The sequence below is a fragment of the Streptosporangium sp. NPDC000239 genome, assembly GCF_040300765.1.
Taxonomy (GTDB): domain Bacteria; phylum Actinomycetota; class Actinomycetes; order Streptosporangiales; family Streptosporangiaceae; genus Streptosporangium.
Genome location: NZ_JBEPEI010000005.1, coordinates 104,773 through 128,252, shown reverse-complemented (window position 1 = coordinate 128,252; position 23,480 = coordinate 104,773). Strand labels below are relative to the sequence as shown.

The following is a 23,480-nucleotide window of genomic DNA, read 5'->3' as shown; positions in this document are numbered from 1 at the left end:
GCACAGCTCGCAGGGACACTGGCCTTCGCAGCTCAGTTCTCCGGACGGCTCCTCGTCTGAGGTCGCGGAGATCCGCCCGTCTTGGCAGCGGACATCACCGCTGTCCGGGCAGTCGCAGACACGTCTCTGCAACATGGGTGCTCCTTGTCAGTTCATGAGGGGGCAGTGGATGGAGACAGAGCATGTGCGGCAGGCGTCACCGGGGTTGGGGATGAATAGTCCCTGCTGTTCGATGGCTGCCTGGCGAACGAACCACTCCTCGACGAGGGCCTCGTCCAGGGTGGTGAGGTCGAGCGGCTGGGTGGGCTTGGCCTGGCGGGTCATGAAGAAGTCGCCCCAGCGGGCTTCCTCGCCTAGGACTTCGGCCACGGCCTTGCGGTAGACGATGAGCTGGAATGGGACGACCGGGGCCTTGCTGCCGCTCTTGATGTCGCGCACCAGCAGCTCGCCCGTGCGGGTGTCCTGCATGATGATGTCGATGTAGCCACGGACGGTGATGCCTCTGAAGTCGATCTCGAAGCCGACTTCGGCGGCAGGCGAGCCGTCCGGCATGGTGTAGGGGACGAGGTTCGGGTTGGTCAGGTTGTAGTCGATGTAGTCGGTGACCTGGCGCATCCCGTCGCTGTAACGGTCCAACAAGTCGTTCTGGACTTTCTTCCGACCCCCCACGAGCCAGCGGTCACGCTCAGGGAAGCGCTGGTCGGCCTTGTCGATCTCGGCCCGCCAGGACCTCTTGAAGACCTCCTGGGCGTTCAGGAGCTTCATCGTGCGCCGGGACTTCTCCCAGGCGTCAGCAGCGGCGTGGATGGCAATGCCCTGGATGGTCCAGCCCGCTGGGAGAGAGGGAAGCCGCTCGACACGCTCCAGCTCGTAGGCGGTGCCGCATCGGGCGATGCTTGTCAGTCGTGATACCGATGTGCGTTGACTCAAACGATCATTACCAATCTCTTGTTTGCGGGTATGGAAAAGGTGTGATCTACAGCCAGACGCTTATGCAGATCTCACCCTGATCACTGAAGGCATCCTTCAGGCGGGCGTGCTGCGGGATGTGATTCAGCCCATCTCGCAGGTCACCGACAGTGGCTTTGTCGGTGGGGAGGATTTCGTAGAGGGTTCCAGCTTGGCTTGAGGAGCCGAGGATCATGAGGCCGTCGTTGCTGTAGAGGACCTTGGGGGCGTCGAAGCCCGCGATGAGGTCCAGCGGTCCCAGCACCATGTGTTACCAATCTACTAAAGGGGGGTAAGAAAAAGGCGACCCCTCGACATAAGGGGTCGCCCGTTTCTAATTATTCTTCGTCCTCGACGGCAGTCCGCACGTCTTCAAGCACCATGCTGATATGCCAAGGATCTCCCGCAGGCTTCTCAAAGAAGCCAGCCTCCGGATTGTAGTCAACGTCCAGGCCCGCATCACGCAGGCGATGTGCCCACCGCAAAGCAGTGTTCAACTTAGCTAGAGGGATCTGCTGCCCTTGCGCCACCTTGCTCAGGTTGCGCAGAGAGGTTGCAGGGCCCGAGTGCTTGTGCTCTCTCGCCAAGGTCCAAGGGAGAAACTTGGTGTGAGACAAGGTCTTCTTCTGCAAACCGACACGTTCTACAGCCTGCTGAACACCGCTTACAGAAACATTGAAGTGAGCGGCAATTTGTCTATAAGTCTTGCCCTCTCGAACCATCTTACGAAGTTCTAAGCCGTCAATGCGGATATTGGCCATCGGTCACGTCCTCGACAGTGTACGTGCACCCACTTGATAGTACCCCTTACCTCTTCGGGATGGCACGTCCCTAAGGGGTAAACCAAAGGTATACGGCATGTAAAACTCACTTCAAATTTTCCACAGTGTTTCGACAGACAGCCAAACGCACGGTACGCGAGATCCTCGTGAGACCTGCCCGTACGCTTGAGGTAAATCGAAAAAGTTAGATGGCGTTCCAACCCAGAGCCGGTCTTGCCCGAGATCGAGCCCACGGTTTTCGGTCGTTTCACGAAACGTCAATGACTGGGGCGCGGCGAATGACAGCCGTCTTTGATTTTCCACCTCACGAGGCTAGGCGGGTCGTTTTCGCTTAGCTACCTGCCCCGGACCATTCTTACTGGCGATGGTGCCCATAAGTTATCAATTATCGTGCGCGTCCCCGCTATGCTTCCCGGCCTTGAGGCCGTTCGTCTGCGGTGCGCTTACTTCCAAGTTACCAACCTCTTGCAAGGCCGTCAACCTGGTGCTTCCGGACCCCGGGAGGGGCCTTCGGCGCCTCGCTCTTTCGAGATTACCAACCTCTTGTTTGGTGGTCAATCCCCGCCGCCTTCGGCCGTTCGACAGGGCGATCATGGACCGCCCCAACCGGACGAACTTCGGTGGCGACGAGTCCGACGCTAGCAGCCCCGAGGGGCTGTTGCCAACCTCCTGTAGATCGTTACATAGAGTGACAAATCGGAGGTGCATCGCAGTGCAGACGAGGTGCAGAAGGTGCCCAGAACCCACTTTATGATCTTGTGGGGTGCAGTTTGCTTCCAGAAGAAAAGGTCTACCCGGGATCTACCGAGACTTGAGATCTCGCAGGTCAGCCCGTGTTTACAGGGACTTCAGGGTCAGATCGTTGCAAACTTCGATCTCTAAGGACATAGTGCTTTAACCAGCCTTTATTCGTCCACTCAACCCCGGAAAACCCTACCGAACCGGTCTTTCCACCCCCATCCTCCATCCCGGTGAGCCGAAACGGGCGATCTTCTTTGACCGTACGAGGGCGGTGATCCGGATTGATCCAGCCAAGTCTGCCACGCGCCGCGAGCCTCGCGTCCCGGAATGCCGGGATGCGCACAGGGGGTGACTCACCGGAGCCAGCCGCGTCTGTCGGGGGAAGCCGGTACGGTTGGCTGTCGTGCCGACCGACTCGATCACCTCCGCCGAAGACGCCCCCACGGCGGTCCCCGCGACCGCGCCTGACCTGCCCCAGGTCGAGGAGTTGCTGAGCGCCGCCGTCGAGGCGGTCGGCGGGGTCGAACGCCCCGGCCAGATCGAGATGGTGCGGGCGGTCCAGCGGGCGATCTCCTCCGGCGACCACCTCGCCGTCCAGGCGGGCACCGGCACCGGCAAGTCCCTGGCCTATCTGATCCCCTCCATCCGGCACGCGATGTCATCGAAAGGCGCGGTGATCGTCTCCACGGCGACCATCGCGCTGCAGCGTCAGCTCGTCGACCGCGACCTGCCCAGGCTCTCCGAGGCCCTCGCCCCCCGGCTGCCGCACCAGCCGACCTTCGCCATCCTCAAGGGCCGCCGCAACTACCTGTGCCGCTACAAGGCCGCGGCCGGCTGGCCCGAGGAGGAGCAGGACCAGCTCTTCGACCCGCGTGAGGTCAACGCGACCGGCCGGATGGTCCAGCGCATCCAGGAGTGGGCCCAGGAGACCGAGACCGGCGACCGCGACGAGCTGGTGCCGGGCGTCAACGAGCAGGCCTGGCGGCAGTTCTCCGTGAGCTCACGCGAGTGCCTGGGCGCCACCCGCTGCCCCAGCGGCGCCGAGTGCTTCGCCGAGCTGGCCAGGGCCCGCGCGGGCGAGTCCGACGTCGTCGTCACCAACCACGCGCTGCTGGCCATCGACGCCATGGAGGACTTCTCCCTGCTGCCCGAGCACGAGGTGGTCGTGGTCGACGAGGCGCACGAGCTGGTCGACCGGGTCACCTCGGTGGTCAGCGGCGAGCTGTCGGAGGCCATGGTCTCGGTGACGGTCCGCCGGGTCGGGCGGCTGATCGAGCAGGCGATCTCCGACCGGCTCATGGAGGCGGGCGAGCAGCTCAAGGACCTGCTCGCCGTCGCCCCCGCCGGGCGCCTCGACGAGCTGCCCCCGGTGCTCGGGATGACCCTGGCACTGGTACGCGACGCGGCCTGGGCCTGCATCACCGCGCTCGGACCCAGGTCCGGCGGCGACAAGGACGACCCGGAGGGCGCGGGCCTGCGCAAGGCGGCCTTCACCGCCCTCGACGAGATCCACGACACCGCGCAGCGGATGCTGGACGCCTTCGGTCACGCGGAGGAGGTCGACCGGGCCGAGGTGGTCTGGCTGGAGGCGGCGACCGACCGGCGCCCGCCCCTGCTGCGGATCGCCCCGCTCACCGTGGCCGGGATGCTCCGCGACAAGCTCTTCGGCGACCGTACGGTGGTCCTCACCTCGGCGACGCTGGCGCTCGGCGGCGCCTTCGACGGCCTGGCCCGCCAGTGGGGCCTCGGCTCGGGGGACGGCAAGGGCGCCAAGGACGGCTGGCGGGGTCTGGACGTCGGCTCCCCCTTCGACCACGCGCGCAGCGGCATCCTCTACGTCGCCAAGCACCTGCCCCAGCCGGGCCGTGACGGCCTTCCCGAGGCCTACCTCGAGGAGATCACCGAGCTGATCGAGGCCGCGGGGGGCCGCACCCTGGGCCTGTTCTCCTCGATGCGGGCCGCCAAGGCCGCCACGGAGGCGCTGCGGGAGCGGCTGAGCGTGCCGTTGCTCTGCCAGGGCGACGACTCAACGATGCTGCTGGTCAAGCAGTTCGCCGAGGACGAGCCGACCTGCCTGTTCGGCACCCTGACCCTGTGGCAGGGCGTGGACGTGCCCGGCCCCTCCCTGCGGCTGGTCATCATCGACCGCATCCCGTTCCCGCGCCCCGACGACCCGCTGAGCTCCGCCAGGCAGCGCCACGTGACCGCCAGGGGCGGCAACGGCTTCATGTCGGTCGCCGCGACCCACGCGGCCCTGCTGCTCGCCCAGGGGGCGGGCCGCCTGCTGCGCAGCCAGCACGACAAGGGGGTGGTCGCGGTCCTCGACCCCCGCCTCGCCACCGCCCGCTACGCCGGTTTCCTGCGCGACTCGCTGCCGCCCTTCTGGCCGACCAACGACCCGGGGAAGGTCCGCGACGCGCTCAGGCGCCTCGGGAAGGGCTGAAGCCCGTTTCGCGGATCCTCGCCGTGGCGAGGGTCCGCGAAACAGGCCCTAGAGATCGAGAAGGCCCAGGTCGGGGCGCTTGGGGTCGAGGCCGTCGCCTGAGGAGCGTCCGCGTAGCCTGCGGACGACCCAGGGGCCCAGGTGCTCTCTGACCCACCGGACGTCCTCGCGCCGCCGCTCACCGGGGGTGACCCGCTCACGCGGCGGCCACTGCTTGCGCCACTCGTCCGCGCACTCGACCCCCAGGACGTCGCACACCTTGGCGGCCACCAGCCGGTGCCCCTCGGCGTTCATGTGCAGCCGGTCCTCGCTCCAGGCGCGCCAGTCGCGCAGGCCCTGCATCGACCACTGGTCGACCAGGCGGCAGCCGTACAGGTCGGCGATGGATCTGACGTGCATATAGAAGATCGCGAAGGTGCCACGGGCACGGCGCATGATCGGGGTGTCACGCGGGTCGACACCGGTGAACAGCAGCACCTCCGCGCCGGTCGCCCGCAGATCCCGTACGGCTCCCGCCAGCAGCCGGGCCATCGCGTCCGGGTCACAGCCGGGGCGCAGCAGGTCGTTTCCCCCCGCGCAGAGGCTGACCAGGTCGGGCCGCATCTCGACCGCCCTGGGGACCTGCTGCTCGACGACCTGGCCGAGCAGCCTGCCCCGCACGGCGAGGTTGGCGTAGCGGAACTCCGGTTCGAGCGCGGCCAGCCGTTCCGCGACCCGGTCGGCCCAGCCCCTGAAGGGTCCGCCCTCGCCGCCGGGGCCGGGGTCGTTCAGTCCCTCGGTGAAGCTGTCGCCCAGCGCGGCGAAGGAGGCGAAGGTACGGTGGCCCACTACACGAGCTCCGCCACGGCCTGCAGCGCCAGCACGTAGGACCTCAGCCCGAAGCCCGCGATCGTGCCGGTCGCCACGCCCGCGACCACCGAGTTGTGCCGGAACTCCTCACGGGCGGCCGGGTTGGAGATGTGCACCTCGACCAGGGGCGCGGTCCGCTGGGCGATGGCGTCGCGCAGCGCGTAGGAGTAGTGGGTGAACGCCGCGGGGTTCAGCACCACCGGGATCCGGCCGTCGGCCGCCTCGTGCAGCCAGGAGATCATCTCGGCCTCGTCGTCGGTCTGCCTGACGTCCACGGACAGGCCCAGCCCCCGGCCCGTCTCCCGGCACAGCGCCGCCAGGTCGGCCAGGGTCTCCGCGCCGTAGACGTCGGGCTCCCTGGTGCCCAGTCGCGACAGGTTGGGGCCGCTGAGCACGTAGACGGGTCTCATCCGATCACCTGGCGATCTCCTCGTAGGCGGCTTCGAGCAGCTCCTCCGGCGGGTCCTCAAGCGGGGACACCTTCGCCAGGTCGTCGAGGACGACGAAGCGCAGCCTGGCGCCGCGGCTCTTCTTGTCAAGGCGCATGTGTTCGCGCAGACCGGGCCAGGCGTCGCGGCGGTAGGCCGTGGGCAGCCCGACGGAGGTCAGGATGGACCGGGTGCGCTCGACGACGGCGGCGCCGATCCGGCCGTCCAGGCGGGACAGCTCGGCGGCGTAGACCATGCCGATGGCGACGGCCTCTCCGTGGCGGATCCGGTACCCCTCGGCCCGTTCGATGGCGTGGGCCAGGGTGTGGCCGTAGTTGAGGATCTCCCGCAGGCCGCCCTCACGCAGGTCGGCGCCGACCACGTCGGCCTTGATCTGCACCTTGCGCTCGATGAGCTCGCGGGTGTGCCGCCCCTCGGGGTGCCTGGCCTCCTGCGGGGCCTCCTCGATGAGGTCGAGGATCACCGGGTCGGCGATGAAGCCGCCCTTGATGACCTCGGCCAGGCCGCCGACGTAGTCGTCGCGGGGCACCGAGACCAGCGTGGCCAGGTCGCACAGCACGCCCGCCGGAGGGTGGAAGGAGCCGACCAGGTTCTTGCCCTCGGGGGTGTTGATCCCGGTCTTGCCGCCGACCGCCGCGTCGACCATGCCCAGCAGCGTGGTCGGCACCTGCACGACCTTGACGCCGCGCAGCCAGGTGGCGGCGGCGAAGCCCGCCAGGTCGGTGGTCGCCCCTCCGCCGACGCCGACGACCGCGTCGGAGCGTGTGACACCGTGCGCGCCGAAGGCCGACCAGAGCCCGGCGGCCACCTCGACCGTCTTGGCCTGCTCGGCGTCGGGCACCGGCAGCGCGACGACCTGGTAACCGGCCGCCTCGATCGCCCCGCACACGGGCCTGGCGATCTCCGGCAGGCTCGCCGGGTGGACCACCGCGACGGTGCGGACCGCGGGACCGAGCAGGGCGGGAAGCTCGCCGAGCACCCCGGTGCCGATCACCACGTCGTAGGGGGGCTCTCCGGACACCTTGATCCTGGAGGTCGTCATGATCCGAGTCCCTTCACGATCTCGTCGACGACCTGTTCCGGGTCGCGCTCGTCGGTGGCCACGGTGAGGACGGCCAGCCCCTCGTAGATCGGGCGGCGGTCCTCCATGAGCTTCTTGAGCCGGCTGCGCGGGTTGAGCACCAGCAGTGGCCGGGCCGAGGCCAGACCGACCCGCTGCACCGCCTGCGCCAGGCCGACCTCCAGGTAGACCACGGGGTGACCGGCGAGCAGTTCCCGCGTCGCCTCGGCCAGCACCGCGCCGCCGCCCAGGGACAGCACGCCGTCGTGTTCGTCGAGCGCCAGCCGTACGGCCCGCGCCTCAAGCTCCCTGAAGTGCTCCTCGCCGTCCTCGACGAAGATGTCACTGACCGGTTTGCCCGCCGTGGCCTCGACGTCGGCGTCGGTGTCGCGGAAGGCGACCCCCAGCCGTTCGGCGAGCAGGTGGCCTACGGTCGACTTGCCCGCGCCGGGGGCGCCGACCAGGACTACGCGGGGACTCACCGTTCCTCCTCGGTTCGCACGCTCACTTGATCACCATCGAGGAGAGGTAGCCGGACAGGTTCCTGGCGACCTCCTCGACGGAGTCACCGCCGAACTTCTCCACCGCGGCGTCGGCGAGGACCAGCGCGACCATCGCCTCGGCGACGATCGCGGCGGCGGGCACGGCGCACACGTCGGAACGCTCGTGGTGGGCCTTGGCGGCCTCACCGGTCAGCACGTCGATGGTGGCCAGTGCCCTGGGCACGGTGGAGATCGGCTTCATGGCGGCGCTGACCCGCAGCGGCTCGCCGTTGGTCATGCCGCCCTCGACGCCGCCCGCGCGGTTGGTGATGCGGCGCACGCCGTCCGAGGTGTTCTCGATCTCGTCGTGGGCCCGGGAACCGGGACGGCGGGCGGTCTCGAAGCCGTCGCCGACGGCGACGCCCTTGATGGCCTGGATGCCCATCAGCGCGGCGGCCAGGCGGGCGTCGAGACGGCGGTCCCAGTGGGTGTAGCTGCCCAGGCCCGGCGGCAGGCCGTAGGCGACGACCTCGACGACCCCGCCGAGGGTGTCGCCGTCCTTGTGGGCCTTGTCGATCTCGGCGACCATCGCGGCGCTGCCCTCGGGGTCGGCGCAGCGCACCGGGTCGGCGTCGACGGCGGCCATGTCCTCGGGGCCGGGCAGGACGCCCGGCGTCGCCTGCGCCCCTCCGATGGAGACGACGTGGCTGACGATGTCGACGCCCAGGGCCTGCTTGAGGAAGGCGCGGGCGACCTGGCCCAGGGCGACCCTGGCGGCGGTCTCGCGGGCGCTGGCCCGGTCGAGCACGGGGCGGGCGTCGTCGAAGCCGTACTTCTGCATGCCCGCCAGGTCGGCGTGGCCCGGCCGGGGGCGTGAGCGCGGCGCGTTGCGCGCCTGCCCCTCCAGCAGCGCGGGATCGACCGGGTCGGCCGCCATGACGGTCTCCCACTTGGGCCATTCGGTGTTGCCGACGCGGATGGCGACCGGGCTGCCGAGCGTGCGGCCGTGCCGTACGCCGCCCACGATGTTCACCACGTCCTGCTCGAACTTCATCCGGGCGCCACGGCCGTAACCGAGGCGGCGTCTGGCCAGTGCCCCGTCGATGTCGGCCGTGGTCACCTCCACCCCTGCGGGCAGGCCCTCAAGGATCGCGACGAGCTCGGGGCCGTGGGATTCTCCGGCGGTCAACCAGCGCAACATGGTGACAAGTCTTCCATGTGCCGCCCACTGGAATGGCCGAGGCTCACTGGTTGAGACGCTCCGGCATGTCAGCGGATTCCCTGGGCCGTGAGGATGACCGCGAAGGCACCGGCGGCCATGAAGGGGCCGAAGGGGATCTCACTTCCGCGTCCCGCCCGGCGCGCGGCCACCAGGGCGCCGCCGTACAGGCCTCCGGCGAGGAAGCCGAGGAAGGCGCCGGTGACCAGGGCGTCCCAGCCGAGCCGGCCGAGCGCCACGCCCAGCGCCGCCGCGAACTTGACGTCGCCGAGCCCCATGCCCTCCGGGTTGACCAGGAAGAGCAGGAGGTACAGGCCGGTCAGGACCAGGCCGCCGAGCAGCGCCCTGGCCAGGTCCGGGGCGCCGTCCCGTGTCAGGGCCGCGGCCGTCAGCGGCGCCACCGTGCCCAGGAAGGCGGCGGCGGTGAGCCGGTCGGGCAGCCGGTGGACGGCGACGTCCACGGCGACCAGGGCGACCGTGACGGCCGTGAGCCACCCGTAGGCGGCCAGCTCGGGCCATGGGTACCGCGACGCGAGGGCGGCCAGCGTCACCGCGGTGAGGACCTCGGCCACCAGCGGCGGCGGGCCGATCCGTGCCCGGCACCCCGGGCAGCGCCCGGCCGCGAGTCTCAGGGACGCGACCGGGCCGCCGCCGACCGCCGTGGCGCAGCGCGGGCAGGCGTGCCCGAGGAGGGCCTCCTCCCCGACCGAGTGGCGGATGGCCAGGTCTCTCGCCCAGAAGCCGAGCGGCAGCCCGGCCAGGGCGGCGGCGAGGGGCAGGAGGTGGTTCACCGCGCCCCCGGGGAAGGTCGGCCGTGTTCGTCCACGGCCCGAACCCTAACGCGGGAAGGTCAGTCCCGGCCGCGTGACGACCTGCCGACCAGCGGCCAGCCGAGGCGGCGGCGCCGGGGGACGGCCGTCTCGGATCCGGCCTCCTTCCGGGCCTCCGTTCGGGCCTCCATTCGGGCCACGGTGACCCCGGGGGTCTCGGAGCCGAGCCGGTCGAGGGTGCCGGCCCCGACCGCGGCGAACGCCTGCAGCACGGCTCCCTCGATCACGAACGGCACCGGGCCCGCGACGTCGATCACCACGGCCGCGGCGTCCTCGTGCGCCGCCGCCTGGCAGACCTGCGGGGTCGTCGCCTGGATGGGGCGGGCGTCGGGACGCCACAGCTTCAGCGGGCCGGTCCCGGTGAAGGCGAGCACCGCCTGCCTGCCGTCCTTGCCGACGAGCTTCGGCAGGGCCATCTCGCTCTCCTTCTCCTGCCGCAGCCCGTGCTCGCCGACCTCGGACTCCGTCAGCAGGGCCACGACCGGGACGAGCAGCCGCGCCCCGCCGAGGGCGGCGATCACCGCGCCCACGTCGGCCGTGCCCGCGGAGAAGGCGGCGAGCGCGGACGAGACGGCGGCGTCGGCTGAGCCGTCGTCGCCGGGGACCAGTGGCTGGGGAATGCTCGGCACGACCCCGAAGCCTACCCTCGGTGACCGGCGGGTCCTCGGCCGAGGGAGGGTCACCGGGCGGCGTCGAAGACGATCTCGACCCGCCGGTTCCTCGCGCGGTTCGCCTCGACGGGAGCGCCGTCGACGATGTTGGGCACCTTGGGCCTGGACTCGCCGAACCCCCTGGCCAGCAGGGTCGTCCCGGTGCCGGCGAGGGTGGCCCGCAGGACCTGCCCCACGGCCCGTGCCCGTCTGAGCGAGAGCGCGTCGTTGTAGGCGTCGCTCCCCTGGTCGTCGGTGTGCCCCTCGATCCTGACCTCGCCGCCCGCGGACTCGGCGCGGACGCGCTCGGCGATCCGCCGCAGGCGCAGCTTCGCCCCGGTGGTCAGCACGGCCCTGTCGAGGGCGAACAGCACGTCGCTGGTGAGCGCGACGGTGATCTGTTCCCCGCGTTTCGACTCGCTCTCCGCGCCGTCGAGCGACTCGACCTCGGCGACGACGTCCTCGACACGGGCGACGATCTCCTCTACCCCGGCCGTGGCCGCCTCGGGGTCGGCGGGGTCGGCCCACGCGGCCGCCGGATGTCCCACCGTCAGGACGAGTGTGAGCGCCAGGGCCGTGAGACGTTCAGGAGATCGGGACATCGGCGAACACGCCCAGCACCTTGAGGTCCACGTTGATCTTCGTGACGTCCGGCGGCGGGGCGGCGAACGCCGCGTGCAGCGGCAGCACCTCGTCCGGCTCGGTGAACACGTCGTAGCTGGAGCACAGGCAGGTGACCTTGGGATAGGCGCCGGTGCGCGCGACGGTGTAGCGCTTGCCGTTGACCGGGTCGACCAGGCTGATCCCCCCGACGGTCAGCCCCAGACCGCCCGGGGTGTCCCCCATGTCGTTGCTCATCTGCCATCTGGCGTCGCCCGTGTTGGTGACCGTCCAGGTCAGCGTGGCCAGCCTGCCCTGCCGCCTGAGGCCGGTGATCCGTACGACCAGGTCGGCGCCGCCCGCCTTGACCTTCCTGGCGGCGATCACCTTCTCCTGTTCGACGTCCTGCTCGACGGGCACGTCCCGCTGCTCCGAGGGCTGTTCCGAAGACCTCTCCGCGGGTTGCCCGGCAGCCCCGGTCGTGGCCGCGGAGGCGGGGAGCGGCTGCCTCTCCTCACCGCCGCCGCCCCGCTGCCCGGGGAGCGCCCCGCATCCGCTCAGCACGGCCGCCAGCACGGCGGCGGCCAGCGCCGGCGTGATCCCTCTTCCCATCGTGCTTCCACCTCTTGCCCGTCGTGGTTCGCGTCGGTCCCGACCGTAGGCGGGCCACCTTCAGGACGCGTATAGCGCGCTATACGCGCAGGCCACGGCGGCGTCGTACCTCGTCGGCGAGCTCTTCCGCCGCGGCGCGGCCTCGCCGGTCACCGAGAGCGTCGAACTCTCCCATAACTCGCATTACTCCATCAAACGCCTCATCAATCTCATCAAGCCCGAGCAACGCCTCCGCCAGGGTGAGCGTCGCCCGCGCGGCACCGGCGCGGTCCCCGTGCTCGCGGAAGGTCTCCAGCGCCTCCCGCGCGTTCTGCCCGGCGACGTCCGCCCTGCCCTCCGCCAGGGCGATCCCGGCCAGGACCGTCAGCGCCGCGGCCTCGGGCAGCCGGTCCCCCAGCCGCCTGGCCAGGCCGAGGCCGTGTTCCGCCCGTTCGTTCGCCTCCCGAAGCCGCCGCGTGTCCAGGAGAAGCCCGGCGAGGTCGAGCGAGACCGCCGCCTCACCCCGTGGGTCGCCCAGCTCGCGGTAGGCCTCCAGGCTCCTTGAGAGCAGGTCCCGATCCCGGCGCAGTCCGCCGAGGGCGCGCAGCGCGTCGGCCCTGCCCCGCCGGTCGCCCGCCGCGGAGAAGGCGGCCAGGCACGCCACGAAACACGCCTGCGCCTCAGACGGCCGTTCCCCGGCGAGGTGGACCAGGCCGAGCCGGTACCGGACGCGGGCCGCCTCCCCCGGCTCCGCGAGCCCGAGCGCCCGCCGCAGTGCCTCGGCCGCCTCGGGCAGCCTGCCCTCCACACGGTGCAGGTCGGCCAGGGATCTGAGCAGCAGCGCCTCACCGTTGCGGTGCCCCGCGCGCCGTACGGCCCGCAGCCCCTCCTCCACGGCCGAGCGCCAGTCCTCGCGGTGCGCGCCCAGTTCGAAGAAGGGCGTCAGGTAGAAGGCCAGCCGCCAGGCCGCCTCGTCCAGGCCCGCCCGCCGCGCGTCGGCGACGGTCGCGACCAGGAACCTCCGTTCCGCGGCCAGCCAGCGGGCCGACTCCCGAAGGAGTGCGGTCTCCGCGGCCGCGGCCTGCTCGGCCGTACGGGCCAGGGTCAGGCCCGAGCCCGGCTCCGCGGGCAGGAGCAACGTCCTGGCCCGCCGGGCGCGGTCGAGGATCTCCGGGGCCGCGGCGGCCAGGACCCCGGCGGGCGGGCCCTCCTCCGCGGCCAGGCGCTCGGCCGCGTAGAGCCTGGTCAGGTCGTGCCAGCCGTACCTCTCCTGACCTGCCGGGTCGAGACCCCGCGCCTGCAGCAGGCCCGCCCCGGCCAGCGCCTCAAGCGTCTCCTCGGCGGGCGCGCCAAGGACGGCCGAGGCCGCCCAGGGGGCGAAGTCGGGGGCCGACAGCGCGCCGAGACGGCGCAGCAGCAGGCGTTCCCTCTCGGAGAGGGCGCGGTAGCCCAGCGCCAGGCTGCCGCGCACGGCCAGGTCACCCGCGCTGAGCTCGTCCAGGCGTCCGCGTTCGTCCTCAAGACGTCCCGCCAGGTGTTCCAGGGTCCAGCCGGGACGCCTGGCCAGCCTGGACCCGGCGATTCTGAGGGCCAGCGGCAGCCCGCCGCACAACTCGGCGATCCGCGCCGCCGCCCGTGGCTCCGCCTCGACGCGACGCCGCCCGGCCACCCCGGCCAGCATCGCCACGGACTCGTCCCGGTCGAACACGCCGAGTTCGCGGGCGCGCGCCGCCTCCAGGCCGTGCAGCGGCGAGCGGCTGGTCACCAGCGTCAGGCAGCCGGGCCCGGTGGGCAGCAGCGGGCGTACCTGGGCCTCCCGCTCCGCGTCGTCGAGCACCACCAGCAGGCGCCGTCCGCTCACCGTGCTGCGGTAGAGACGGACGCGCCCGTCCAGGCCTGCGGGGATCGCCGTCTCCTGGCAGCCGAGCGAGCGCAGCAGGTCCTCAAGCACCGCCTCCGGCGTCCTGCCGCCGAGCGAGGCGTGCAGCCGCCCGCCGGGGAAGTCGAGCGCGGTGGCCGCGTGGACCGCGACCGCGGACTTGCCCACCCCCGCCGGGCCGTGCAGCACCAGGTGGACGGGCGCGCCCGTGGCGTCGGGCACCGACCGGCGAATCCAGTCCAGCACGTGTTCACGCCCGGTGAAGTCGGCGATGTCCGGCGGTGTCTCGTTCGGTGTCTCGTTCGGCACCTGTCCGGCCCGGGTCGAGGTGCCCGCGAGCACGCGTTCGTGCGCCTCGCGCAGCGCCTCCCCCGGTTCGAGGCCGAGTTCCCCGACCAGCAGCCGCCGTGCCTCCTGGTAGGCGCCCAGCGCCTCCGACCTGCGTCCCGCCTGGCCGAGGGCCGTGATGAGCTGCCCCCACGCCCGTTCCCGCAGCGGGTAGGCCGCCACGAGCGCGCGCAGTTCCCCGGTCACCCGCGCGCCCCGGCCGAGCGCCAGGTCCAGTTCGACCCGCTCCTCGACCGTGGTCAGCCGCAGTTCCTCAAGCCGTACGGCGTGCGCGCGCCGCAGCGTGTCCGACTCGACGTCGGCCAGCGCGGGCCCCCGCCAGAGCGCGAGGGCCGCGCGCAGCCCCTCTGCCGCCTCGGCCCGCCCGCCCGCCTCCCCGGCTCGCGTGGCCTCCGCCACCAGCCGCTCGAACCGGTGCGCGTCCACCCGGTCGGGGTCGACGTCGAGGAGGTATCCGCCGGGCACGGTGCGAATCCCCTCCACCACCTTGCGCAGGGCGCTGACGTAGACCCGCAGCACCGCCTCCGCCGAGGCCGGCGGCCGTCCGTCCCACACCTCGTCGACCAGCCGGTCGACGGCCACCGGCCGCGCGGGCCGCAGCAGCAGGGCGGCCAGCAGCGCGCGGTGTTTCGCGGGCCCGGGGGTCAGGTCGCGATCACCGTCGAGGACCAGCAGCGGCCCCAGCACGCCGAACCGCACCGTCTCAGCCCTTCGGCCCGCTGAGGTCGAACGAGCGGAACCTGACCCGGACCGGGGCGCCGGTGTCCGGCGCCGCGTGGACTCCGGCCGCGCCGGGGCCGTACGGATCGCGTGTGTCGACGGCCTCGGCGACCAGGACGTCGTCGACCCACATGCTCAGGGCGGTCGCCGTACCCCGTTGACCGCATCGGGCCACGACACGGCTGTCCGCCGTTCCCCGTACCCGGACCGGCCCGTCCAGGACGACGCCCCGCCCCGCGCGCCGTTTGACGATGGAGGCGTCTCCGGAACCCGCGACCGTGAACTCGTACCGGTCGCCGGTGCCCAGGTCGCCACGGCACCACACGCCGAACTCCCCCGACCCCGCTTCGAGCCGGGCCGAGGAGCTGACCACGACGTCCTGCGCGCGTTCGCCGGGGAAGGGGGCCGACTTCCACAGCCGCCACCCGGGGTTGGCGGTCAGCAGGTAGGCGGCGCCGTCCCGCTCGCTCCGGCCGCCCTCGGTCACGCCGACCTCCCAGGAGTCGGCGAAGTCCGCGTGGTAGGGCAGGGCGGGCGCGGCGCCGAAACCGGCCTGGACGGCCACGCCTGCGGTGACGGCCGTGGCGAGCGCGACCGCGCCCAGAGCCCACGGCCACCGGCGCCGGGCCCTCTTCCCCGGCTCGGCGACGGCGGGCCCGTCAGGGACGGCGGGCTCCTCCTGAGCGGTGACCGTCCAGGAGCGTTCTACGGCCTGGGTGGCGGTCGCCGGGGTCGGGCTGCCGCCGATCAGCTCGCCCAGCAGCCGCCCGGCGCTCGGCCTGCGCGCGGGGTCCTTGGCCATGGCCCGTTCGACGACCGCGCGCATCCGGTCTTCGAGGCCGTCGAGGTTCGGCCCCTCGTTGACGATCCGGTACAGGACCTCGGGCGGGGAGCCTCCGCCGAACGGCAGGCGGCCCGTGCCCGCGAACGCGATCACCCCGCCCCACGCGTAGACGTCGGCCGCGGGGGTCGGCGGCTCACCGCGCACCTGCTCGGGCGCCATGAACGCGGGCGTGCCCAGGATCGCCTGGCTGGCCAGGCTCTCCTCGTCGGCGAGTCGTGCGATGCCGAAGTCGATCACCCGCGGGCCGAGCGGGGACAGCAGCACGTTCGACGGCTTGAGGTCGCGGTGGATCACCCCGGCCTCGTGGATGGCGTGGAGCGCGGTGGCGATCCCGGCCGCGAGCGCCTCCAGGTTGGCGCCGGTCAGCGGCCCCTGCTCCCGTACGGCCTGCGCCAGGCTTGGGCCCTTGACGTACTCGGTGACGAGGTAGGCGACGTCCCCGTCGATCCCGGCGTCGAGGACGGGGGCGGTGCAGAACCTGGCCACCCTGCGGGCCGCGGCCACCTCGCGCTCGAAGCGCCGGACGAAGGCCGGATCGTCGGTGAGCCGGGGATGGATCACCTTCACCGCGGCCAGGCCGCCGGTCGGGGTGGTGGCGAGGTGCACCACGCCCATGCCGCCCCGGCCAAGCTCACGCCTGAGCACGTATCCGCCGATCACGTTCACCGGAGTCACCTTACGATCAAACACCGACACCAGGGACAAAAGCCCCGGCACTCAGCCCAGGTCGGCGATGGCGGCGACCGGGCCGCCCCCGCTGGGGCCCTGGTGGACGGCGGCGACCGAGACGAAGACGGCGGGGTCGCCGGTGACGCTGGCCGCGACACCGCCGACGGTCGCCTTGATCTGGCGGTGCCAGTGCACGTCGGAGTCGTCGAGCATGATGTTGCGCCTGCCCCTGACCCTGCCCGAGGGGTCCGCCTCGCACTTCATGAACACGTTGACCAGCCTGCCGTCCAGGTCGGAGGGGTGCGGGCGCTCCGGCAGGTCGATCCCGCTCGACCGGATGGCCGCCCAGATGCCGTCGGCGTCCAGCGCGTCCCGCATGACGGAGTGGCCGATCCGGTAGCGCCCGCCGATGCCCCTGACGTTGCCGACGACGACGATCTGCGCCCTGTCCAGCTCGACCCCCGAGGAGCAGGAGGCGACGGAGGAGTACAGCGACAGGTCCCGGTGGATCTGCCCGGCCGTGGGCGTCCCGATCTCGCCGAGCGCGACCGCGACGCCGAGGGCGGTGGTCGAGTTGGAGATGTCCATCGAGGGCCCGGTGTCCTCGACGACCACGTCCTGGCCCCGGGACCTGGCGTCGTTGATGGTGGCGAGGGTGAGCAGGGGCGTCTTGGTCTGGACGTAGTGGACGTCGGCGGGGTCGTCGATCCCGGCGGCCTCCATGGCCTTCCTGACGCCCGCGGCGACCTTCTCGACCATCGCGGGGCGGCCGATTTCCTCGGGCAGGATGACCTCGCTCATCGCGACCCCGACGCTCAGGCGAGGTTCCTGGCTCGGTTCGGCGTCCGCCGTGGTCGCGAAGATCGTCGCGTGCGGGCTGAGCACGCCGTCGGTGCCGCCGGACCAGACCAGCGGGACGTCCTGGGGCGCCGGATGCCCCCGCTCGGCGAGCACCTCACGGAAGGCGCGGTCGGCCAGGATGCGGGTGTAGTCGTTCACCCCGCCGTTCCCCTCGGTCTTGCCGATCACCGCGAGGACCCGGTGCGCCTCGATCACCCCGTCGTCGATGAGCCGGGACAACCCGGAGGCGTCGGTCACGCTCTCGATCGCCACCTTGCGCACTTCAATCGGTTCCGGCATCCCTGTCACCTCTCGGTCCCGCCGCTTCCCTGTGGGTTCCCTGCGGCCTCACTGTGGCTCGCTGTGGCCTCACTGTGGCCTCGCTGTGGCCTCGCTGTGGCCTCGCGACCCCCGGCCCGGACCGGCCCCGGGGTCGCGACACCCGTTGCGATACCCACCGCGCGGGGCGGGCACCGGCGCGGGGAGCGGTTTCCCCGTCCGGGGACGGGCACCCGTGAGGAGGGCGCCCGGGGGCTCCTTGATCGGTAATCGTTCTCCCGGGGCGGTCCGCGCACCCGGCCCCCGCACGGTACGGCCCCGCCCGCGGGCCGCTTCAAACCTGTGATCTGCGACACATCCAAACATCCGATGATTTTGGACATATCGCCACTTCTCACAACATCGACGGATATTTCACAGCACCGAATGACGTTCAGTTAACGTCACGTTTCCCGCTAGATCATCTGCCCGCGCACGCGACACCAATAACTTTGTTTACAGTTGATCCAGCGGTGGAAAACGAGCCGCTCCACGCAGCTGAGAAAACGGGGTTCTCCGCATGCTTGCATTACTTGACGCGCCTCCTGACAAGGCCGATCAATATCTTCCACAGCCTCCGTCCGACGACGAGCTGAAACTGTATTTCGGGCCACAAAAGCGCTGGGTGCTTCTGTCCGTGCCCCTTTCCCTGACATTAACCGCAGGGACTCTTTTCCTATTCTCCATGCGTCATCCCGCGTTGTGGCCGTTTTTCGTGGCCCTGCTGCTGAACCTCAGTGGATGGACGATGTCGTTCGTCGACGGGCAGCGTCAGCGGCTGACCACCTGGGAGTCCCACGAGCTGCTCGTGCGTTCCTGGCGGCCCGCCCGCCTGCCCTCCGTGGACGTCTTCCTGCCGACCAGGGGCGAACCCATGGAGATCCTGCGCAACACCTTCCGCCACGTGGGAGCACTCCGGTGGAACGGTCCAGTCACGGTCTGGGTGCTCGACGACGCCGCCCGCGACGAGGTGGAGGAGCTGGCCGTACGGCACGGCTTCCGGTACAGCGCGCGGCCCGACCAGGGGTACCTGAAAAAGGCCGGCAACCTCAACCACGGCCTGTCGATCAGCTCGGGCGAGGTCGTCGCGGTCTTCGACGCCGACTTCTGCCCGAGGCCCGACTTCCTGTCCCACCTGGTCCCCTACCTGGAGGACCCGAGGATCGCCGTGGCCCAGTCGCCGCAGTACTTCGACACCACGCAGGAGATGCCCTGGCTGCAGCGTACAGCCGGGGCCGCCCAGGAGATGTTCTACCGGTGGCTGCAACCGTCGCGGGACGCCGACGGCGGAGCCATCTGCGTGGGCACGAACGTGGTCTACCGGCGCGCGACGCTTGAGGAGATCGGGGGCTTCCCCAAGATCGACCACAGCGAGGACATCTACACCAGCGTCGAGCTGATGAAGCACGGCTACCGCACCAAGTACGTCCCGGTGCTGCTGGCCAAGGGCCTGTCCCCCGACAACGTCGCCTCCTACATCGCCCAGCAGTACCGGTGGGCGATGGGCTGCATGAGCCTGCTGTTCGACCGTGACTTCCACCGCACGCCGATGTCGTGGCGGGTACGGCTGTCCTACTACAGCGGTTTCCTGAGCTACTTCGTCTCCGCCGCCAACATCGCGGCCGTCCCGCTGCCCGGGCTCGTCATGCTCGCCTTCTATCCGGACGAGGTCAGGGCGTGGCACATGATCCCGTTCGTGGGGCCCCTCTGGGTGGCGCTGGTGCTGCTGCCCGCGGTCTCGGTGAGCCGCTGGCGCTTCGAGGTGACCCGCGCCCAGACCCTGTACGCCTACTGTCATCTGATCTCCATCGTGCACGCGGTGCGCAACCAGGCCGCGGCGTGGGTGCCCAGCGGCGCCGCCGCGGGCAAGAGCACGCTCGTCTCGACCGTCGCCCGCATGGCCTTCGTCTGGCTGACCGTCACCACGGCCGCCACCTGGATCGGCATCGCGCTGCGCGCGTCCGTCTACGGGTGGGGTGAGTACTGGGCGCTGACCCTGTTCGCCGTCGGCACCACCTACATCGCCCTCCCCCTCATTCGTGATCTGTGGAGGATTCTCCGTTGAACCACCGTCTGCGCTGGCCAGAGGCCCTGGCCATCACCGTCCTGTTACTGCTCGGCGTGCTGCTCGCCTCCGGCCTCGCCGTACTGCCCCCGCTGCTGCCGTGACGCCGCGCTACCGTCTCGGCTTCAGGCCGGACATCGAGGGGCTCCGGGCGGTCGCCGTCCTGGCCGTGCTCGCCTTCCACGCGACCGTGCCCGGCATGGCCGGGGGGTTCGCCGGGGTGGACGTGTTCTTCGTCATCTCCGGGTTCCTGATCACCGGTCTGCTGCTGCGCGACATCTCGGCCGAGGGCCGTTTCTCGCTGGCGGACTTCTACGCCAGGAGAGCCAGGCGCATCCTGCCCGCCGCCGGGGTCGTGCTGCTCGCCACGACGGCCGGGGCCTGGCTGCTGCTGCCGCCGCTGCGCGGCACCGACGTCGCCGGTGACGTGGTCGCCGCCGCCCTGTATCTCGCCAACTGGCGGTTCGTCGCGGGCCAGACCGACTACCTGGCCGCCGCGCGGGACCCGAGTCCTCTGCTGCACTACTGGTCACTGGCCGTCGAGGAGCAGTTCTACCTCCTGTGGGCGCCGCTGCTGCTGGTGCTCGTGCTGGTGGCGCGCCGCCTCGGCCGCAGTCCCCTGCCCGCGATCGCGGTGGCCGTCGTGGCGCTGACCGGTGTCTCGTTCGCGCTCGCGCTGTGGTGGACGGGCACCAGCGCCCCGCTCGCCTACCTGTCCTCCCCCTCCCGTGCCTGGCAGTTCGGCGTGGGTGCCCTGGCCGCCCTGCTCACGCCGTACGGCGGGCGTCTCGGCGCGCGTCCCGGAGGCGGCGAGGGCCACCGGGACGTCCCCCGCTTCTCCCTGCGGGTCGTCTCCGGGGCGCTCGGCCTGGCCGGGGCGGCCGCGGTCGCCTGGTCGATCGTGGCGCTCGGCCCGCAGACGCCGTACCCGGGGACGGCCGCGCTGGTCCCCACGCTCGGCACGGCGGCGGTCATCGTGTTCCGCTCGCCGGTCTCAGCCGCGCTGTCCTGGGCACCGGTCCGGCTGGCGGGGCGGCTGTCGTTCTCCTGGTACCTGTGGCACTGGCCGGTCCTGGTCCTCACCGAGGCCGCGTTCGGCGAGCAGTCGTGGCCGGTACGGCTGGCGCTGGTGCTGGCCTGCGCGCTTCCCGCGGCCCTGACGCTGAGGCTGGTCGAACAGCCGCTGCGGACGTCACGGGTCGTGGCGGCGCTGCCCCGGCGCGGCCTGGCCCTGGGCACCAGCGCGATGGCCGTGCCCGTCGCCGCCGCGCTCCTGCTCAACGGCGGGATCGTGCAGGGCTCCACGACCACCACGGTCACCGTGGCGCAGTCGGCCGAGACACCGGACACCCCCGGTACGGCGCTGCGCCCGCCACCCGCGCAGGCCAGGAACGACTTCCCCAAGTCCCAGGGCTGCGAGATCGCGCTGACCGCGACGACGAGCCCGCCGTGCCTGTTCGGCGACACCTCCTCCAAGGACAGGGTCGTCCTCATCGGCGACTCCCACGCGGGCCAGTGGTTCGCCGCGGCCGAGCGCATCGCCGTACGGAGAGGGTGGGCCCTGGAGGTCCTCACCAAGCCCGGCTGCCCGCTGCCCCGGCTCACGGTCGTCGACCCCCGGCTGGGCAGGGAGTACCGCGAGTGCGACGCCTGGCGGGAGTACGCGATGAAACGGCTGGCGAGCGAGGCTCCGCCCCGGCTGATCCTGCTGGCCTCGCTCAACGCGTACACCACCGACAGGGCCGCGCTGACCCGCGCCTGGGACTCGACCCTCACCCCGCTGTCACGGCTCGGCGCCTCGCTGGTCTACCTGCGTGACACGCCGCTGCCCGGCAAGGACGTGCCCGCCTGTCTTTCCGGGGGTCCCGTCTCCGGCTGCGCGTTCCCGCGCGCCGCCGGGCTGCGCCCCGATCCGCTGGCCGAGCAGATCACCGCGGGGGGACGTCCGGGGGTCCGTCTGCTGGACGTGACGCCGCTGCTGTGCCCGGAGGACTCCGGTTCGGCCACCTGCCCCGCGGCGCTCGACGGCATCGTGCTCTACCGCGACGACGCGCACATCACCGACACCCTCGCGGTACGGCTCGCTCCCCGGATCGAGCAGGACCTTGAGGACCTCGACCTGATCCCCACGGTGCTGTGAGGCCCGCCACCCGGGTGGTCCTCGCCCTTGTCGTCCTCCTGGCCGGGTGCTCGGGGCCCGGCCGGGAGGCCCGGGAGGCACGCTGGACCGAGATCTTCCGTGACGACTTCTCCGGGGCCGCCGGATCCCCGCTTCCCCAGGGGTGGCTGCACGACCTCGGTACCTGCTATCCCGGCTGCCCCGCCCCCCGGTGGGGCACCGGGGAGATCGAGACCATGACCGACTCGACGGAGAACGTCTCCCTCGACGGTGCGGGGAACCTGGCCATCACCCCGCTGCTGCGCGAGGGGGCCTGGACGTCGGGCCGGGTGGAGACCGCCCGCTCCGACTTCAGGCCCCCACCGGGAGGCGTGCTGCGTGTGGAGGCCAGGATCCGGCTCCCGGCGGTGACCCCGGCGGACGGCGCGGGCTACTGGCCCGCGTTCTGGATGCTGGGCGCCCCGCTGCGCGACGGTTACACCGGCTGGCCCGCCATCGGCGAGATCGACGTGATGGAGGCGGTCAACGGCCGTCCCTCGGTCATGGCCGCCATGCACTGCGGTGTGATGCCCGGCGGGCCGTGCGGCGAGCCTTCGGGTATCGGCTCCGGCGAGCGTCCCTGCCCGTCCTGTCACGGGAGCTTCCACCGCTACACCGTGGAGATCGACGAGAAGGAGATCCGCTGGTATCTCGACGACGCCCCCGTCCTGACCGTCGCCGCCACCCGGATGGACCCGCAGACCTGGGGCAGGGCGACGGCGCACGGCTTCTTCCTGATCCTGAACGTCGCCGTGGGCGGCGGCCTCCCCAACGCCTTCGGCGGCGGCCCCACCCCCGCCACCGTCCCCGGCCGCCCCATGCTCATCGACTACGTCTCGGTGAAGACCAAACCCGCCCCCAAGGCATGAACACCCCCAAATGCGAGAAGTTTCGTCTCATGCTTTCCCGGTGCCACGTGTGAGGGGTTTCGGCTTGGGCGCGTCGGTGCTTGGACTGAGGAACGCAGGAGCGCAGCGACGCAGTGACGAGGGAAAGCACCGACCCGAAGCGCCCAAGCCCGCGACGCCGCAGGCGGAGCAAGGAGACACAACCCGCGACGCCGAAGGCGGAGCAAAGAGACACAACCCCCTACCCCATCCTCCGTAGGATCTCGGCCACCACGGCGGCGCGTTGGGGCTGGAGGTAGAAGTGGCCGCCGGGCAGGATCGTCAGGGAGAAGCCGGACTCCGTGCGGGCCTGCCACTCCTTGGCCTGCAGCGGGGTGACCACCGGGTCGGTGTCGCCGACGATGACGGAGATGGGGGTGCGCAGCGCGGGCCCGGGGGTGTGGCGGTATTCCTCGACCAGGCGGAAGTCGGCCCTGATGTAGGGGAAGACGACCTCTCTCATCGCCGGGTGGGAGAGGATCTCAAGCTCGGTCCCGCCGAGTTTGGTCATCTCGGCCAGAAAGGCCTCGTCGTCGTAGGAGGAGATCTCCCGCCTGCGTCTGGGCTCGTGCGGGGCGGCGCTTCCCGAGACGAACAGCCGGACGGGGCCGTCCCCCCCGGCTTCAAGTGCCCTGGTGGTCTCGTAGGCGACGATCGCGCCCATGCTGTGCCCGAACAGCACGACGTCCCGGTCCATCAGGGGCCGGATCTCCTCGACGACGGGGCCGACGATCTCGTGGATGTCGGCGGGCATGGGGTCGCCGAACCGGTCCGCCCTGCCCGGCAGCTGCACGCCGTACGGCTCGACCGATCCGGGGAGCAGGTCGGGCCAGTCGCGGTAGGCGGTGACCGAGCCGCCCGCGTGCGCGAAGCAGATCAGCCGCGTGGTGGCCCTCGGCCTGGGCTTGAGGGTACGCAGCCAGGTCATGTTGGTTCCTTCCGTGCTGTGGACTGGGGCGGCGCGGCGGCCGTCCCTCCATGATCGCCCCCCGGGTGCGGACGGCGCGAGGGGGACGGCCACTTGGGCTGTTTCGGAGATGACCGGCACCGGACAGTGCGGGGTGCGGGGATTCCCGGGTGACGGGTGGGGAACCAGTGTTGTGCGGGT

The 23,480-nt window shown here is 71.3% G+C and carries 20 protein-coding genes; 4 read left to right on the top strand and 16 right to left on the bottom strand.

Features of this window, described 5'->3' with window-relative positions:
* Positions 1 to 147: 147 nt before the first annotated feature.
* The 3 genes from ABT340_RS15510 to ABT340_RS15500 all read right to left on the bottom strand — a co-directional run bounded on the left by ABT340_RS15510 (position 148) and on the right by ABT340_RS15500 (position 1,709).
* Positions 148 to 930, bottom strand: a complete 783-nt coding sequence (locus ABT340_RS15510) for a PD-(D/E)XK nuclease family protein (RefSeq protein WP_352011398.1) — start codon at positions 928 to 930, stop codon at positions 148 to 150.
* 46 nt (positions 931 to 976) lie between these two features.
* Positions 977 to 1,216 (bottom strand): hypothetical protein, encoded by a 240-nt coding sequence (locus ABT340_RS15505; RefSeq protein ID WP_352011397.1) that lies wholly within the window; start codon positions 1,214 to 1,216, stop codon positions 977 to 979.
* A gap of 70 nt (positions 1,217 to 1,286) precedes the next feature.
* Positions 1,287 to 1,709 (bottom strand): hypothetical protein, encoded by a 423-nt coding sequence (locus tag ABT340_RS15500; protein WP_352011396.1) that lies wholly within the window; start codon positions 1,707 to 1,709, stop codon positions 1,287 to 1,289.
* A gap of 1,165 nt (positions 1,710 to 2,874) precedes the next feature.
* Here ABT340_RS15500 and ABT340_RS15495 point away from each other — a divergent pair.
* The gene (locus ABT340_RS15495) at positions 2,875 to 4,914 is read left to right on the top strand and encodes an ATP-dependent DNA helicase (protein WP_352011395.1); all 2,040 of its coding nucleotides are present in this window, start codon (positions 2,875 to 2,877) and stop codon (positions 4,912 to 4,914) included.
* 48 nt (positions 4,915 to 4,962) lie between these two features.
* Here ABT340_RS15495 and ABT340_RS15490 read toward each other — a convergent pair whose 3' ends face one another.
* From ABT340_RS15490 to bar, 12 genes are all read right to left on the bottom strand, one after another.
* Positions 4,963 to 5,742 (bottom strand): SGNH/GDSL hydrolase family protein, encoded by a 780-nt coding sequence (locus ABT340_RS15490; RefSeq protein ID WP_352011394.1) that lies wholly within the window; start codon positions 5,740 to 5,742, stop codon positions 4,963 to 4,965.
* Positions 5,742 to 6,173, bottom strand: a complete 432-nt coding sequence (gene aroQ, locus ABT340_RS15485; RefSeq protein ID WP_352011393.1) for a type II 3-dehydroquinate dehydratase — start codon at positions 6,171 to 6,173, stop codon at positions 5,742 to 5,744. Before aroQ ends, ABT340_RS15490 begins: the two co-directional genes overlap by 1 nt.
* 4 nt (positions 6,174 to 6,177) lie before the next feature.
* Positions 6,178 to 7,254 (bottom strand): 3-dehydroquinate synthase, encoded by a 1,077-nt coding sequence (gene aroB / locus ABT340_RS15480; RefSeq protein ID WP_352011392.1) that lies wholly within the window; start codon positions 7,252 to 7,254, stop codon positions 6,178 to 6,180.
* Positions 7,251 to 7,754, bottom strand: coding sequence for a shikimate kinase (locus ABT340_RS15475; RefSeq protein WP_352011391.1), 504 nt, complete (start codon positions 7,752 to 7,754; stop codon positions 7,251 to 7,253). The genes aroB and ABT340_RS15475 overlap by 4 nt, the downstream gene beginning before the upstream one ends.
* Before the next feature lie 22 nt (positions 7,755 to 7,776).
* Positions 7,777 to 8,955, bottom strand: coding sequence for a chorismate synthase (gene aroC, locus ABT340_RS15470; RefSeq protein ID WP_352011390.1), 1,179 nt, complete (start codon positions 8,953 to 8,955; stop codon positions 7,777 to 7,779).
* 68 nt (positions 8,956 to 9,023) lie between these two features.
* Positions 9,024 to 9,764: a prepilin peptidase gene (locus ABT340_RS15465; RefSeq protein WP_352011389.1), complete on the bottom strand. Its 741-nt coding sequence runs from the start codon at positions 9,762 to 9,764 to the stop codon at positions 9,024 to 9,026.
* 59 nt (positions 9,765 to 9,823) lie between these two features.
* Positions 9,824 to 10,432 carry an SseB family protein gene (locus ABT340_RS15460; RefSeq protein ID WP_352011388.1) on the bottom strand — a complete coding sequence of 203 codons (609 nt, stop codon included), beginning with the start codon at positions 10,430 to 10,432 and terminating at the stop codon, positions 9,824 to 9,826.
* 50 nt (positions 10,433 to 10,482) lie between these two features.
* Positions 10,483 to 11,055, bottom strand: a complete 573-nt coding sequence (locus ABT340_RS15455; RefSeq protein WP_352011387.1) for an OmpA family protein — start codon at positions 11,053 to 11,055, stop codon at positions 10,483 to 10,485.
* On the bottom strand, positions 11,039 to 11,665 hold the full coding sequence (locus ABT340_RS15450; protein ID WP_352011386.1) for a hypothetical protein: 627 nt from the start codon (positions 11,663 to 11,665) through the stop codon (positions 11,039 to 11,041). The genes ABT340_RS15455 and ABT340_RS15450 overlap by 17 nt, the downstream gene beginning before the upstream one ends.
* Before the next feature lie 79 nt (positions 11,666 to 11,744).
* Positions 11,745 to 14,570 carry an AfsR/SARP family transcriptional regulator gene (locus ABT340_RS15445; protein WP_352011385.1) on the bottom strand — a complete coding sequence of 942 codons (2,826 nt, stop codon included), beginning with the start codon at positions 14,568 to 14,570 and terminating at the stop codon, positions 11,745 to 11,747.
* Between the two features lie 4 nt (positions 14,571 to 14,574).
* The gene (locus ABT340_RS15440; protein WP_352011384.1) at positions 14,575 to 16,101 is read right to left on the bottom strand and encodes a serine/threonine-protein kinase; all 1,527 of its coding nucleotides are present in this window, start codon (positions 16,099 to 16,101) and stop codon (positions 14,575 to 14,577) included.
* A 51-nt stretch (positions 16,102 to 16,152) separates the two neighbouring features.
* Positions 16,153 to 17,244, bottom strand: coding sequence for a barbiturase (gene bar, locus ABT340_RS15435; RefSeq protein ID WP_352011383.1), 1,092 nt, complete (start codon positions 17,242 to 17,244; stop codon positions 16,153 to 16,155).
* 703 nt (positions 17,245 to 17,947) lie between these two features.
* Between bar and ABT340_RS15430 the strand changes: the two genes are divergently transcribed.
* From ABT340_RS15430 to ABT340_RS15420, 3 genes are all read left to right on the top strand, one after another.
* Positions 17,948 to 19,327 (top strand): glycosyltransferase, encoded by a 1,380-nt coding sequence (locus ABT340_RS15430; RefSeq protein WP_352011382.1) that lies wholly within the window; start codon positions 17,948 to 17,950, stop codon positions 19,325 to 19,327.
* 100 nt (positions 19,328 to 19,427) lie between these two features.
* Complete coding sequence (locus ABT340_RS15425) at positions 19,428 to 21,467, top strand: acyltransferase family protein (protein ID WP_352011381.1); 2,040 nt, start codon at positions 19,428 to 19,430, stop codon at positions 21,465 to 21,467.
* Positions 21,464 to 22,354, top strand: a complete 891-nt coding sequence (locus tag ABT340_RS15420; protein ID WP_352011380.1) for a glycoside hydrolase family 16 protein — start codon at positions 21,464 to 21,466, stop codon at positions 22,352 to 22,354. The genes ABT340_RS15425 and ABT340_RS15420 overlap by 4 nt, the downstream gene beginning before the upstream one ends.
* Positions 22,355 to 22,574: 220 nt before the next feature.
* Here ABT340_RS15420 and ABT340_RS15415 read toward each other — a convergent pair whose 3' ends face one another.
* The gene (locus tag ABT340_RS15415) at positions 22,575 to 23,300 is read right to left on the bottom strand and encodes a thioesterase II family protein (RefSeq protein WP_352011379.1); all 726 of its coding nucleotides are present in this window, start codon (positions 23,298 to 23,300) and stop codon (positions 22,575 to 22,577) included.
* Between the last annotated feature and the right edge of the window lie 180 nt (positions 23,301 to 23,480).